Source organism: Polaromonas sp. C04 (assembly GCF_002002705.1).
Lineage (GTDB): Bacteria > Pseudomonadota > Gammaproteobacteria > Burkholderiales > Burkholderiaceae_C > Rhodoferax_A.
In genome coordinates this window covers 189,950-203,758 of the sequence record NZ_MUNS01000031.1, presented here as the reverse complement: position 1 = coordinate 203,758, position 13,809 = coordinate 189,950, and the positions used below count along the sequence as shown (strand labels likewise).

Here is a 13,809-nt window from a genome sequence, read left to right as displayed (position 1 = left end):
CTCGGCGTCGATTCAGGCGACGTTTTGCACAACGTAGAACTTCGCAACGCGATCGCTGCTTTCCCAGCCGATCGGCGCGCCCTGGGGCACGAAGAGCGCATCGCCGGCGCTTGCCGACAGCATGCTGCCATCCGGGCTGGCGAACTGCACACTGCCGGCCAGCAGGTGCATGAACTCGTTGAGACGATGCGGGCGAACGACCCGGTGATAGGGTGTCGAGTCCCAGGTGCCGGCGCGGTACTGCGTCTGCTCGTCGGTGAAGACATTGTCACTGCGGCATTGCGGCGCCGGGCCCAGCAGCGCCTCTGCCGGTGGCGCTGCGGACGGCTTGAAGTCGGCGTCGGCGCGCAGCGGGGTGATGCCGGGACTCGTCGGTCCATTGCATGCGGCCGCGCAGGAAACGAATCGGATGCGCGATCGGGCCTGGATGCGAACCGCCGTGCCGCGTCCGATGACGACGCCCGCCTGGGGGCCGATCACCAGCGGGGCTGCGCCCGGCACCGTGAGGCTCAACTCTCCCTCCACGACGACGAGGGTCTCGATGTGAGGAAAGCTCGCGACATCGAGTTCACCGCTGAAGTCGACCCGAGCGGCGATCATCGAATCCGGTCCTTCCCAGGCGATTTCGCGTTCTCGCGCGAAGGGATCGTCCTTGCCGAAGGCCGCCCTCCGGAAGGGGGTCGAAAGCGGTGTACCGTCGGCGTGGTGCAGCATCAGGGTCGTCGTCATGCTTGTTTCTCCTCCATGTATCCCAAGATGGCTTTGGTTTCCAGGTACTCCTGGACGCCTTCCACCCCATATTCCCGGCCATTGCCGGAGCGTTTGTAGCCACCGAACGGGGCATGGGGATCCCATGCCGGGTTGTTGATATGCACCTGGCCGGACCGGATCCGCGCGGCGACCGCGCGTGCTGCGCCGAGGTCCTGACTCTGGACATGGGCGCCCAGGCCGTAGACCGTCCCGTTGGCGATCTCAACCGCCTCATCCACGCTGTCGTAGGGAATGACAGCAAGCACCGGCCCGAAGATCTCTTCCTGAGCGATGCGCATCTGCGGATGCACGTCGGAAAAGATCGTGGGGCGAACGAAAAGGCCGCGCTCGAGGCCCTGCGGCCGCCCGAGGCCGCCGCAGACCAGCCGCGCACCTTCGGCGATACCGGCGCCGATCATTTCTTGTACCCGGTTGAACTGCGCGCGGTTCGCCACGGGGCCATGCGTAGTCTGCGGCGACCGCGGATCGTCCACCACGATGCCCGATACAGCATCGCATGCGATCCGCTCGATGTCCGCGAGGCGCTCGCGCGGCACGATCATGCGGGTCGGTGCGCTGCACGACTGTCCGACGTTGCGGAAGGCGGCCGCCACTCCCGCCGGTACGGCACGTGCGAGATCCGCATCCGGCAGGATGACATTGGGTGATTTGCCACCGAGTTCCTGGGCCACGCGCTTGACCGTGACGGCCGCGGCCTGCGCGACGAGAATCCCCGCCCGGGTCGAGCCCGTGATGGAGATCATGTCCACATCGGGGTGCATCGCCATTGCGGCGCCGACTTCCGGTCCGTCGCCGTTCACGAGGTTGAACACACCCGTGGGCACGCCTGCGTCGCGCATCAGCTCTGCGAAGAGCAAAGCGCTCAGGGGCGACAGCTCGCTGGGCTTCAGAACGATGGTGCATCCCGCCGCCAAGGCGGGACCGACCTTGGCGGTGATCTGGTAGAGCGGCCAGTTCCACGGTGTGATCAGGCAGCACACCCCGATGGCTTCTCGCATGATGGCCGTGTTGCCCCGATGGGTGAGGAAGGGATAGCTGCCCGCAATGTCCCGGGCCACGCGGATGTGCTCCGCCGCAATGGGCACTTGAGCGCTGCGCGCCATGCCGATTGCCGCGCCCATCTCCAGCGAGATGGCCTGGGCAAACAACTCCGCCCGCTCGAGTATCAGGCTGTGCACGCGATCGAGAAGCGAGGCCCTGCTTTGAGGAGAGCTCACGGACCAGGTCACGAAGGCGCGCCGGGCTGCGGCCACAGCCGCGGTCACGTCTTGCGCGCTTCCCAGCGCAACCTCCGCAACAGGTTCCTCAGTCGACGGGTCGATGACGGAGGTTCGGGCTTGCCCCGCAGGCAACACCCACTCGCCGTCGATGAATATGCGATCCAGATGGCCGGCGCTTGTGAGGCGCTCGATGATGGAGGAGTTCATGGGTGTCGATCCTTTGGTGCGGCGCAGAAGCTTTTTGAGCTGACTTCCTGGCGGAAAGTATGGGGAGCAACGTTGTCGAAGTGGTTAACGATCTGGAAAGTTATGGTTAATGCAGGCATTGATGGCTGGGCGCCGGTGAAATCGGAAGAAATGCGTGCGAGGTCCATCTGGCCTCGGTCTGTATCCGGCCACTGCGGACATCCGGTGGCAAGCAGCCGCTTGATAGTCGGCAGCATGCTAGCCACACCTGCCAAGTGCTCGGGCTGGACTCCCCTGAGCAAGTTCGCGGGCAACCACGGCGGCAAACCACTGAATGCCCAACGGCAACGCATCGTCGTTGAAATCGTAGCCAGGGTGGTGCAGCGGCCGGTCGACGTCCGCTCGCCCGCGCGCCTGGCCCAGCCACAGGTAGGCGCCCGGCCGGGCGCGCAGCATGAACGCGAAATCCTCCGAGGTGAAAGCGGGGAGCGCCGCCACGCTGGTCGAGAGCCCTGCATCCGCCGCCGCGGCCAGGGCCAACTCGGCCTCGGGCGCACTGTTGACGGTGGCCGGGTAGTAGCGTGTGTACCGCACATCGACCTCGATGCCACCGGCAAGCGCCACGCCCTGTGCTGTGGCGCGCAGCGCGGCCTCGATGAGGTCCTGCGACGCCGCATCGAAACTGCGGACCGTGCCGGTGACCTGAACCTCGGCCGGCAGCACGTTGTGCGAATGACCGCCTTCGATGCGCGTGACCGATAGCACCGCCGATTCGCCCGGGTCGATGCGGCGCGCGACGATGGTGTTGAGTTGCGCTACGAGCTGGCTCGCGGCCAGGATCGCGTCGGGAGTGCGATGCGGCTGCGCCGCATGGCCGCCGCGGCCGCGCAACGTGATGTCGAAGCGGTCGGCCGCCGCCATGATCGGACCGGGCCGCGTCTGTGCACTGCCCAGTGGCAGGTCCGGCCAGTTGTGCAACGCGTAGACGGCGTCGCACGGAAAGCGATCGAATAGACCGTCCGCGATCATCGCGTGGGCGCCGCCGCGGCCTTCCTCGGCGGGCTGGAAGATGAAGACCACCGTGCCGTCGAAGCGCCGCGTACGCACCAGGTGGCGCGCCGCACCCAGCAGCATGCTGATGTGGCCGTCGTGGCCGCAGCCGTGGTGCACGCCCGGCACGGTGCTGCGGTGGCTCGCGTCACTGCGCTCGGTGAGCGGCAATGCGTCCATGTCGGCACGCAGGCCGATGCTGCGTGAGCCGGAGCCGACGCGCAGCACGCCGACGACGCCGGTCCCGCCGATCCCTTCATGGACCTCAAGGTCGAGCTCACGCAGTGCGGTCGCCACGAGGCTGGCGGTGCGATGCTCGGTGAACGCGAGTTCCGGGTGCGCATGCAGGTCTTGGCGTAGTGCGGTCAGCGCTGGCAGCAGGTCGGCGATCTCGTCCAGGAGTGGCGCGTCCATCAGCGGCTCGCGTCGACCGCGACGTCGATGTCGTGGCACTGACTTTGCGCGACGTGCACGTTGTCGCCGCGCATGTAGACGCGGCTGCTTAGGGGGCCGCGTGCGAACGCGAACAACTGCGGGTCGGGCTTCTCGCACAGCGCTTCGTCGGCCAAGCTCGTGCCAGGCACGGAACGGTGCAGGTAGGCGAGCATCCCGCCCTCGAAGTCGATCCGCGTGCTGACGACGTCGAAGTTGTGGACTTTGAAGTTCTGCGAGGGCATGGTGGTTCCGTCAAAGGTGGGGGGTTGATGAAGCGGCCGACCGGGCCTGGTACTGCCCCGGCGTTATGCCGCACAGCCGCTTGAAGCGGCGCGACAGGTGGCTCTGGTCGCAAAAGCCGGACTCGCTTGCGGCACTGGCCAGCGCCGCGCCCTCGCGCAGCAAGGCTTGCGCATAGCGCACGCGCTGCAGGCTCACGTAACGGTGCGGCGCCATGCCGATGCGCTCGCGGAACACAGTCGCGAAGCGCCACACGCTCAGGCCGCTGATCGCGGCGAGGTCGTCGAGCGGCAGCGGTTCGTCGAGGTTGGCGGCGATATGGGCCAGCACCGCTGCAAGTGAGCGCGCGTCGCCGCCCTGGCTGATCGTGGTCATCATGGGCTTCAGTTTAAGAGAGGGGCCTGCAGTTTTGGCACTGTAAACGGCGTGCCCCGCGACAGCGAATTGCGTTGTGCGGCGCCCGCTGAGCAGATCATGCGTTGGGAAGAGAGCGTCCTGTCCGCAGGATCGGCGTGTCTATAGGCGTCATCCCGGACCCATTCCGTCCTGTCCTGTCCCGCAAATGATGGGCATTAGTCTTCACATTTGAGGCCGCCCGGCTAAATGCTGGCATTTGAGGGTTGAACTTGATACAGTAATGCAGTGCGCGTGAAGTTATAGAACTTAATGATGCCAGCACACTCAGACGTTCCAGGAGGCTGGAACGATGAGGGTTGCCGAGAGGATTGAACTGGATGAGCACACCGAGCACGAGTTGCGTGTGCTCGCCAAACGCCGAACGGTTGAGGCCCGGCTGCAGCAGCGAGCGCTCGTGGTGCTGCTGGCCGCCGAGGGCCGGCCGAACAAAGATATTGCCGTTGAGGCTGGCCTGGATCGGCGCCAAGTTGCGCTGTGGCGCCAGCGCTTCCTGGCTGGCGGCATAGATGCGTTGCGCAAGGACGCACCGCGCAGTGGCCGGCCCACCACGATTACTGCCCAGATCGAGTCGCGAATCGTGCAGGCCACGCTGCATGACAAGCCGATCAACGCCACGCACTGGAGTACCCGAACGCTGGCCGAACACTTGGGCGTTGGTGCGACGACCATCCGCCGCGTTTGGCACAGCAACGGCTTGAAGCCGCACTTGAGCCGGACCTTCAAGCTTTCGCGCGACCCGCGCTTCGAGGACAAGTTGCTGGACGTGGTGGGCCTGTACATGAATCCGCCTGAGCACGCTCTGGTGCTCAGTTGCGACGAGAAAAGCCAGATCCAGGCGCCGAACCGCACGCAGCCGGGCCTGCCGATGAAGCGTGGTCGCGCCGGCACCGTCACCCACGACTACAAGCGCCACGGCACGACCACGTTGTTTGCCGCCCTCAACACGCTGGACGCCAGCGTGATCTCGATGTGCCAGCCACGGCACCGGCACAGCGAATGGCTGAAGTTCCTGCGGCTCATCGAGCGGCGCACGCCCAAGCATCTGAGCCTGCATCTGATCGTGGACAACTACGCCACGCACAGCCACCCCGAGGTGCAGAAGTGGCTGGCGCGGCACCCGCGCTTCGTCATGCACTTCACACCCACCAGCGCGTCGTGGCTGAACATGGTCGAGCGCTTCTTTCGCGACATCACCGACAAGCGCATCCGGCGCGACAGTTTCACCAGCGTGGCGGAATTGGAGATGGCCATCGATTTGTATGTCGCCCATCACAACATCGATCCCAAGCCCTTCATCTGGACAGCCAGTGCCAACGACATTCTGGCCAAAGTTACTCGGGCAAAGGCGGCCTTGACTGCCGCCGCGGGATAAGTACAGAACAGAGTGGTGCACTGCACTAGTGATGACGATCTGTTGGTGTTGCATCCCTGGCAGGGTATTCAAATTCTGACGCCAGCGGCACTTCTGCAGCGGAGGGGCGATGAGTCTGCGAGCGCGGGGCGGTCCGAATTTTCGTGATTAAGGCGCTGCGGCTCAACTGCTTCGTGGCAGCTTCCTGAACACGTGACATCACGATTTTAGCCGGGGTGCGATCTTTTCAAATGAGGTTCGGGCGTAGGCGGCTGAACTGCGCCTGAAGCCACTCTGCGAGTTCAAGCTCCACACCTTGCAGTTCGCTCGACCCCAACCAGATCAACCCGTACTGACTGCCGTCAGGGTCAAAGCCAGCAGGTGCTGCCAGGCTTCCTCGTTCCACATCGTCAACGGCGAGTACGAGTGGACTCAGGGCTACACCCAGCCCCGCAGCCGCAGCTTCGACAATCAGGGAGTGATGGTCGTAGTAGCGGATCTCCGTGGGTCGAAGCGCCGACGGATGGGTCTTCAACCATTTCGCCCACGCGTCCGGTCGAGTCTTCGAACCGAGAGCGAGATAGTCGCCGTGTTCAAAATTTGGCACCAATTCCGGTCTCATGACAGGACCAACCCTTTCGGCGAAAAGGGTCCGGACGTTCCACGCCTCCGGCACAGCGAAGTCCAGCCGTCGAATGGCGAGATCGACGTGATTCTTGCGAAAGTCCACAAGCCCTCCACCGACGGAGAGATGGAGGGCAATGTTCGGATGCGCCACTTGGACCCCCCCCAGCCGTGGAATGAGCCAACGCATGGCAACCGAAGGCTCGCAGGAGAGCACCAAGGCAGTCTTCCCAGCTCTGGTAGCGCGCAGGCTTTGCACTGTGGCGGCCAACTCGCCGAAAAACCTGCTGAGGGTGAGGTTGAGTGTCTCGCCGGCCGGTGTGAGCCGCAGGCCTCGCCCATTCTTTTCAAACAACTTGACCCCGATGTCATTGGCGAGTTTGGTTATCCGGCGGCTGACGGCGCCGTGCGTCAGCGCAAGCGAGTCTGCTGCAAGCCGGACCGAGCCCAGCCGCGCTGTGGCCTCGAATGCTCTCAGGTCGTCGAGTGAAGGAATGTCTGAGCGATTCATCGGTGACAATATATCACCGGTATCTCTCAGAAACTATCGCTTTTCATAGTCCGTCGAGGTTTTGATAATTGATGCATGCACACCAATCTTCAGCCCAGCATAGCGGTCCTCGCCGATGACCTGACCAGCGCGGCAGATGGCGCAGCACCTTTCGTCGCCCGCGGCCTGACTGCGTGGATCGGAAGAGGCCAGATTCCGCGCCAAGCGGCAGCGGCAGCGGTGGTCGCAGTCGACAGCGGTTCGCGGTCTGCGACTTCGTCGCAAGCATTCGAAAGTGTCGCTCGATTGACCGACCGGCTTGCCAGCCGTGCAGTGCTCTACAAAACGGTGGACTCCACGCTGCGCGGCCACATCGCGGAGGAGCTTGAAGCATGCTTTGCGGCGAGCGGCCGCAAGTCACTGGTGTTTGCACCGGCGTTCCCCCAAGGCGGGCGTACGACGGTGCGGGGCATTCAGCTCGTTGATGGCATCCCAGTTTCGGAGAGTGCGTATGGCCATGACCCCGTGCACCCAGCGCGTTATTCCGCGCTGGTCGATCTGGTCCCGAAATGCATCAAGAATGTCACGCTGCTCGATGCAGTAACGCAGGAAGAACTCGACTCGCGCATTGCTTCCATCGAGGATCCAGAGTCGGTCCTGTGGGTTGGCTCTCCTGGGATGGCTGCAGCCCTGTCGCAGCGTTTTGTGCCTGCGAAGACCCTACCGTCATTGATTGAGGGCATCAACAACGCCGTTTTGGTCGCAATTGGGAGCGCGAATCTGCGCAGTCACATACAGGCCGATCAACTTCGGGAGGCCAGTGGCCTCATGCTGCTGCGCGGACCCAGGGCGCGCGAGCGGGACCCGGCCGCGGTGCTGCGCCGCATTGCACAAGACGCAGCGCGACAGCTTCAAGACCCAGGCTTCGGCGCGTTGATCGCGACCGGTGGCGACACGATGGAAGCCATCCTGGACCTTCTCAACGTCCACGAGTTCGAAATTCTGCAAGAACTCGATCCCGGATTCCCACTGGCTCGCGCCAGGCTTGGCGATGGCCGCTCGCTCCTGCTCGCCATGAAGGCCGGTGGCTTTGGCAGCGACGACGCTCTGGAGCGCGCTGTCGCGCGCATACGCGGAACAACTCAAATTTTAGGAACGGATTCACTGTGAAGAACATTTCCCCCCCGCTTGCCCTAACCATGGGTGATGCATCCGGCATTGGGCCGGAGATCGTGGCGAAGGTACTTGCGAAGGGCGGCGAACGCGTCGTCGTGTTCGGCAGCGATGGCGTCATGCAGGACATCGTGCGCCGGCTTGGGTTGGACATTGAGGTGCGGCGGATCCATGCACCCGATGCGGCTCAGTTCCAGCCGCGGACCATTGAAGTCATCGAAACCACCCGCATTACTGAGCTTCCGCCCATCGGGCAGATCAGCGCGATCTCCGGTCAGGCGGCCTTCGATGCCATCGTTGCAGCGATCGCGGCAGCCAAGTCCGGAGCAGTGAGCGGCATCGTCACGGCGCCGATCAACAAAGAGGCAATGGCCAGCGCGGGCATCCGCTACCCCGGCCATACGGAAATCCTGGCCGAATACGGCGGCGCCGAGCGCGTGGCGATGATGCTTGCGAACGACGACATCCGCACGGTACTCGTCACGATCCACACGTCGCTGCGCAAAGCGATCGAACAAGGCGATTTCGACGCCCAGATGTCCGCCATCAGGCTTGCCCACGAGGGTGGAAAGGCGCTCGGCTTCGAGGCCCCGCGTGTCGCGGTGGCGGGTCTTAACCCGCACGCGGGGGAAGGGGGCCTCTTCGGGGACGAGGAGATCAGGATCATCCGGCCCGCAATCGACGCGGCCCGAGCAGAGGGCATCGATGCCAGCGGCCCGTATCCGGGCGATACGGTCTTCATGCAGGCGCGCCAGGGCCGATTCGACGTTGTCGTGGCCCAGTACCACGACCAGGGGCTGATCCCCGTGAAGTACCTCGGACTGGAAAAAGGCGTGAACATCACGCTGGGCCTGCCTTTCGTCCGTACCAGCCCGGATCACGGCACGGCGTTCGACATCGCGGGCAACGGTGTTGCAGACCACGCAAGCCTGGAAACGGCGCTTGCCTACGCCAAGCGCCTCGTCGCCGCGCAAACCAAGCCGAACTAATTCAAAAAGGAGTCACCATCATGGGTTTACGTTTCATCTTCATGCTTACTCGCAACGACCGCACGGTTCCGGACGCGTCGCAGCAACTCCAGACTGCGCTCAGCCTCGGCATACGGCACATTGGGTTCAAGGACATTGGCTTGCCGGTCGAGCAGCTCAAGGGACTCAATGCGGCCATCAAGGCCGGCGGTGCAACGTCCTATCTGGAAGTCGTGTCGCTCGACCGCGAAAGTGAAATCGTTTCGGCAAAGGCCGCTGCCGACATCGGCGTTGACGTACTTCTTGGCGGCACGCGCGTCGATGACGTGCTGCCGGTCATCAAGGGCACTGGCATCCGATATTTCCCGTTTCCAGGCCGGATCACCGGTCACCCGAGTGTGCTCGAAGGCAGCATCGAGGAAATTGTCGAAAGCGCCAAGGCGATCGCAGGGCGCGATGGCGTGCATGGCCTGGACTTGTTGGCATACCGATCGGCGCAGAACGTGCCCGCGTTGATGAAGGCCGTCTGCGCCGCAGTCACGAAGCCTGTCTATATCGCTGGCTCGATCGACACCCCGGAACGGATTGCAGTCGTCCAGGCTGCCGGCGCGGCTGGTTTCACAATTGGGACGGCGGCTCTGGATGGCAAATACCCGGCCGATGGCAGTGACGTGCCCAGCCAGCTCGGCGCCATCATCCGTGACCTCGCGGCCCTGAATAAACACCTCTCGTCCATTCGCAAAAGGAACCTGTCAACCGCGTTTGCCGGGCTGCGTGCACCTGGCGCGTCCCAGGTGGAGGCGCAGGTCAACAACTTGCAAGTTAAAGTCGCCGTGTTCGAGGGGGCGTCCAGCTGGTCATTTCGACAACACGACGATGAACTGTTCTTTGTTCATCGAGGGCGCCTTCTCATGAAGTTTCGTGATCGTGAAGAAACGATTGAACCGGGCGAGTTCATCGTTGTACCGCATGGCGTCGAGCACAGTGTGGTGGCCTTGGGCGGCCAGATCTGTGAGGTGATGCTGGCCACCACGGCAGCGCCACCTGTCTGCCCAACTGCGGGAAATGGCGTTGCTCACACCGAGCCATCCCGATCGACGGCTTAGTTCGCGCCAGAGCGGGGGGGTCGGTGGCATCGGAACGCCGATCCATGCGGCAAAACCCAGGTTTCGGTAGTTTGATACATTGGCGATATGAACTTTCGCCAGATTGAATGCTTCCGCGCCGTGATGCACACAGGCTCCATGACGCTTGCCGCGGCGCAGCTGCACACGTCGCAGCCGAACGTGAGCCGCGCCATTGCGCTGCTGCAGCGCGAGACGCAGCTGCAGCTGTTCGCACGTGTCGGGCTGCGCGTGGTTCCTACGCCTGAAGCCTACGCGTTGCTGAAGGAGGTCGACCGCACCTATGTGGGACTGCAGACCGTCCGCGAGGCGGCGGACCGCATCCGCACGCTCGGCGTCGAAGGCTTGCGCATTGCCGTGTCGCCCGCGATCGGCATCAGCCTAGTGCCGCGCATCCTGCAGATCTTTCGCGGACTCCGGCCGCGCGTGACGGTGGTTGTCCACACGACCGATTCCGCGACCATCTGCAAGTGGGTTTCATCGGGCTACTGCGAGCTCGGCTTGGCCTCTTATGTTGCCCTTCCCCAGGAAGTCGACAGCGAGCTCGTGTATTCTGACCGCGCCGTCTGCATCGTACCCCGGGGGCACCGGCTGGGGCGCAAGCGTAAGGTCGTTCCTTCGGACCTGGCAGGTGAGTCCTTTATATCGCTAGCGCCTCCGGACATAGCGCGGGCGGCCATTGACCGTGTCTTCGATCCTGAGGTGCGCAGGCTGGAAATCGAGACTTCGCTGGCCACCACGGTCTGCGCGATGGTGGCGAGGGGCCTGGGCGTCAGCATCGTGGAACCTCTGGTGCTCAGCGAGCTCGGGCTCTCGGGCGTGCATTCTCTGGCCTTCGAGCCAGAGATCTACTTCAAGTACCACCTGGTGCGTGCGCGTCAACAGCCGGCACAAGCGCTCGTCGCCGACTTCCTCGAGGCCATGCGCATGGTGGTGCGCGTCTCATAGCCCGCCGAGCGCAAGAAAGTCAGCCGATCGCCTGGGTAACCAGCGCCCAGCCGCCATAGGCTGGCCCGCGCTCCGGCATCCGGCCCAGGACCATCACGGACACGTCGCCGGTGCGCAGCAGCCCCAGGCTCTCCAGCCAAGATGGCAAGCCGCTCGTTGCGTCCACGTCGACGCGCAGGAACCCTTCGGTGTGACGACAGAAATCGGCGATCAGCAGGCGGGCCGCATCGACATCGGGCGCCGCCACCGGACCGACCACATGGCCGTGGCCGTAGCGGCGAAGAACGGCGAAGCCGGCGACCCGGCCGCCACGCTCAAGGACGACCGTCTTCCCCTGGGCGAACAACCGGCGAAGCAGCTCGGCACGGGGCATGCCCGCCCCGCGGGCGTCTATCGCGATCAGAGATTCGACGTCAGCATCTCTTAGCGGCCGCAGACGGTCGCCCTCGCGCCCCGCCACCGTCGGCAGGGTCCCGAGCATGCCCTGGTGCTGCACGATCTCGCCCGTGGTGACGAATCCCAGGCGCTCATACAGGCCGCGCCCCGCCACCGTCGCGTGCAGCAGCACATTTCGCGCTTCCAGGCGATCGAGCAACGCCGACATCATGCGGTTGCCGATGCGCTGACCCTGCAGCTCGGGCGCGACGATCACCAGACCGATGGTGGCGTAGTTCGCCCCAAATTGCCACGACAGTGCGGTGCCCAATACTTTTCCGTTGCGTTCGGCGACCACGCCTTGCCCGAGCGACAGCGCGAACTGCCAGTCTTCGATCCGATGGGGCCACTTCAAGGCGCTGGACATTGCGTGCGCCGCCGGCAGGTCGCCTGGCTCGAACGGGCGCAGGCAGACGGCATTAACTGCGGTGCCCGCGGGATCGGGTGTGATTGAGGTCGAGGCGAGGTTCATGCGGTTTCTTTCTTGCGTCGCACGGCGACGGCGTCAATTTCGATGAGATAGCCGTAGTGCAGCGCTGGCACCGGAACCACGGCGCGCGCCGGCCGGGCCTGTCCCATGACTTCGGCGTAGACCTTGTTCAGGCCCGGCCAGTTGCCTACGTCCACAATATAGGCAGTCACCTTCAGAACGTCCTGCGGACCCGAGCCAGCGGCTTCGAGCACGGCGAGCACGTTCTGCAGCGCCTGCCGCGCCTGCACTTCGAATTCGCAGTCCGCGGTGTGGGAACCGTCTTGCCGGATCCCAAGTTGGCCGGAAACGAAGAGCAGGTCGCCGTAGCCCACGCCGTGGCTGTAGTGACCGCCAGGCGCCCCTGCCTCGGGCGGTTCGACGACGTAAATATCCTTTGCCATGCCTGTCATCCTTTCCGACGGCTGCCCGAGCCGACGATGTTATTTGTTGCTGAACCTATCGCGACGCAGAACCGTCTGCTACGAGTATCGGCATGCGGACCCATGCAGTCCAATACAAGTTCACTGGTTGTCCATTCACGATTGATATGTATACCGCCGCAGCGATGCGGCAAGGACATCGAGCATGTGTGCATCACCGGACGGAAGACTCGGGTTGCGTATGTTCATATCAATATGGAATGAATATGGCAAAAACTTGTATTTGACTGCATGGATTGGCGCTTCGATACTGCGAGCATCAAGTCATTCCGACGCTTCCCACTAACTTGACTTCCCGACTCATGACCACTTTTGAGCAATTGACCACTCCTGCAGCCCTGGTGGATGTCGCGCAGATGCAGCGCAATATCGACCGCATGCAGTCGCGCATGAACGAGCTGGGCGTCAAATTCCGGCCCCACGTCAAAACCACCAAGTGCCTCGAGGTCATTCGGGCACAGACCGCGGCGGGTGCACAAGGCATCACGGTTTCGACGCTGAAAGAGGCGGAACAATTCTTTGCGGCGGGAATCACCGACATTCTGTATGCCGTTGGCATAGTACCGAACAAGTTCGCCCAAGCGCTGGCGCTGCGGCAGCAGGGCTGCGACCTGAAGCTGATCACCGACAACGTTGACATGGCGCTCGCGCTCGGCCGCTTCGGCAAGGAGCACGGGCACCAATTCGAGCTGTGGATTGAGATCGATTGCGACGGTCACCGCTCAGGCATCCCACCCGAAGCAAAGTTGCTGATCGAGGTGGGTAGCGCCGTGCTCGAAGGCGGCAGCGTGCTGGGCGGCGTGATGACGCACGCGGGTTCCAGCTATGACCTCGACACGCATGAGGCGCATGTCGCCATGGCCGAACAGGAGCGGGCCGGCTGCGTGCGCGCGGCGGAGCGCCTGCGTGCCCAAGGCTGGGCCTGTCCAGTGGTGAGTGTCGGCTCCACACCCACCGCCTTGGCGGCGAGTGTTCTGCCCGGCGTGACGGAAGTGCGGGCCGGCGTGTACGTCTTTTTCGATCTCGTCATGTCCAACATCACCGTGTGCCAGCCCCAGGATATTGCTCTGTCCGTGTTGACGACGGTCATTGGCCACCAAGCAGAGAAGGGCTGGGCGATCGTCGACGCTGGCTGGATGGCCATGAGCCGCGACCGCGGCACCCAGCGCCAGAAGCACGATTACGGCTACGGCCAGGTGTGCAGCATCGATGGCGAACTGCTGGACGGCTATGTGCTCAGCGGCGCGAACCAGGAGCACGGCATCTTGTCGCGCGTGGGCGAGCCTGATCCGCAGATCACGCAGCGTTTTCCGGTGGGCATGCAACTGCGCATCCTGCCGAACCATGCTTGCGCCACGGGTGCGCAGTTTCCCCGCTACGAAGCGCTGGCACCCGATGGCACGCTGCGCACGTGGCCCCGCTTTTACGGATGGCAATGAACCGCTACGCAGTTTCCAAAGGACCT

At 63.8% G+C, this 13,809-nt stretch carries 15 protein-coding genes; 6 read left to right on the top strand and 9 right to left on the bottom strand.

Annotation, left to right across the window (positions count from 1 at the left end; genetic code table 11):
• Nucleotides 1–12: 12 nt before the first annotated feature.
• Genes B0E49_RS11855 through B0E49_RS11835 form a run of 6 tightly spaced genes read right to left on the bottom strand, consistent with a single transcriptional unit; the run spans nucleotide 13 to nucleotide 4,280 of the window.
• Entirely contained in the window at nucleotides 13–729 is a 717-nt protein-coding gene (locus B0E49_RS11855) for a cupin domain-containing protein (protein WP_077562406.1), read from the bottom strand.
• Nucleotides 726–2,198, bottom strand: a complete 1,473-nt coding sequence (locus tag B0E49_RS11850; protein ID WP_077562405.1) for an aldehyde dehydrogenase family protein — start codon at nucleotides 2,196–2,198, stop codon at nucleotides 726–728. Before B0E49_RS11850 ends, B0E49_RS11855 begins: the two co-directional genes overlap by 4 nt.
• Nucleotides 2,195–2,434 carry a hypothetical protein gene (locus tag B0E49_RS20210; RefSeq protein WP_144264537.1) on the bottom strand — a complete coding sequence of 80 codons (240 nt, stop codon included), beginning with the start codon at nucleotides 2,432–2,434 and terminating at the stop codon, nucleotides 2,195–2,197. Before B0E49_RS20210 ends, B0E49_RS11850 begins: the two co-directional genes overlap by 4 nt.
• A 1-nt stretch (nucleotide 2,435) precedes the next feature.
• Nucleotides 2,436–3,641: an amidohydrolase gene (locus B0E49_RS11845; protein ID WP_077562404.1), complete on the bottom strand. Its 1,206-nt coding sequence runs from the start codon at nucleotides 3,639–3,641 to the stop codon at nucleotides 2,436–2,438.
• The gene (locus B0E49_RS11840) at nucleotides 3,641–3,904 is read right to left on the bottom strand and encodes a hypothetical protein (protein WP_077562403.1); all 264 of its coding nucleotides are present in this window, start codon (nucleotides 3,902–3,904) and stop codon (nucleotides 3,641–3,643) included. The genes B0E49_RS11845 and B0E49_RS11840 overlap by 1 nt, the downstream gene beginning before the upstream one ends.
• Nucleotides 3,905–3,914: 10 nt before the next feature.
• The gene (locus B0E49_RS11835) at nucleotides 3,915–4,280 is read right to left on the bottom strand and encodes a helix-turn-helix domain-containing protein (RefSeq protein WP_286137958.1); all 366 of its coding nucleotides are present in this window, start codon (nucleotides 4,278–4,280) and stop codon (nucleotides 3,915–3,917) included.
• Between the two features lie 328 nt (nucleotides 4,281–4,608).
• Between B0E49_RS11835 and B0E49_RS11830 the strand changes: the two genes are divergently transcribed.
• On the top strand, nucleotides 4,609–5,691 hold the full coding sequence (locus B0E49_RS11830) for an IS630 family transposase (protein WP_077562402.1): 1,083 nt from the start codon (nucleotides 4,609–4,611) through the stop codon (nucleotides 5,689–5,691).
• A gap of 226 nt (nucleotides 5,692–5,917) precedes the next feature.
• On the opposite strand, the gene B0E49_RS11825 is transcribed toward B0E49_RS11830, so the two are convergent.
• Nucleotides 5,918–6,805, bottom strand: a complete 888-nt coding sequence (locus tag B0E49_RS11825; protein ID WP_077562401.1) for a LysR family transcriptional regulator — start codon at nucleotides 6,803–6,805, stop codon at nucleotides 5,918–5,920.
• Between the two features lie 75 nt (nucleotides 6,806–6,880).
• Here B0E49_RS11825 and B0E49_RS11820 point away from each other — a divergent pair, with 75 nt between their 5' ends.
• From B0E49_RS11820 to B0E49_RS11805, 4 genes are all read left to right on the top strand, one after another.
• The gene (locus tag B0E49_RS11820) at nucleotides 6,881–7,954 is read left to right on the top strand and encodes a four-carbon acid sugar kinase family protein (protein WP_077562400.1); all 1,074 of its coding nucleotides are present in this window, start codon (nucleotides 6,881–6,883) and stop codon (nucleotides 7,952–7,954) included.
• A gap of 29 nt (nucleotides 7,955–7,983) precedes the next feature.
• Nucleotides 7,984–8,946, top strand: a complete 963-nt coding sequence (gene pdxA / locus B0E49_RS11815) for a 4-hydroxythreonine-4-phosphate dehydrogenase PdxA (protein WP_174571096.1) — start codon at nucleotides 7,984–7,986, stop codon at nucleotides 8,944–8,946.
• A 20-nt stretch (nucleotides 8,947–8,966) separates the two neighbouring features.
• Entirely contained in the window at nucleotides 8,967–10,031 is a 1,065-nt protein-coding gene (locus B0E49_RS11810; protein ID WP_077562398.1) for a cupin domain-containing protein, read from the top strand.
• An 87-nt stretch (nucleotides 10,032–10,118) separates the two neighbouring features.
• Nucleotides 10,119–10,997, top strand: coding sequence for a LysR substrate-binding domain-containing protein (locus B0E49_RS11805; RefSeq protein WP_077562397.1), 879 nt, complete (start codon nucleotides 10,119–10,121; stop codon nucleotides 10,995–10,997).
• A 19-nt stretch (nucleotides 10,998–11,016) separates the two neighbouring features.
• Here the strand turns inward: B0E49_RS11805 and B0E49_RS11800 are convergent, their stop codons facing one another.
• Nucleotides 11,017–11,904 carry a GNAT family N-acetyltransferase gene (locus B0E49_RS11800; RefSeq protein WP_077562396.1) on the bottom strand — a complete coding sequence of 296 codons (888 nt, stop codon included), beginning with the start codon at nucleotides 11,902–11,904 and terminating at the stop codon, nucleotides 11,017–11,019.
• Entirely contained in the window at nucleotides 11,901–12,305 is a 405-nt protein-coding gene (locus tag B0E49_RS11795; protein ID WP_077562395.1) for a RidA family protein, read from the bottom strand. The genes B0E49_RS11800 and B0E49_RS11795 overlap by 4 nt, the downstream gene beginning before the upstream one ends.
• 341 nt (nucleotides 12,306–12,646) lie before the next feature.
• On the opposite strand from B0E49_RS11795, the gene B0E49_RS11790 reads away from it, so the two are divergent.
• Nucleotides 12,647–13,783 (top strand): DSD1 family PLP-dependent enzyme, encoded by a 1,137-nt coding sequence (locus B0E49_RS11790; protein WP_077562394.1) that lies wholly within the window; start codon nucleotides 12,647–12,649, stop codon nucleotides 13,781–13,783.
• Nucleotides 13,784–13,809: the final 26 nt, after the last annotated feature.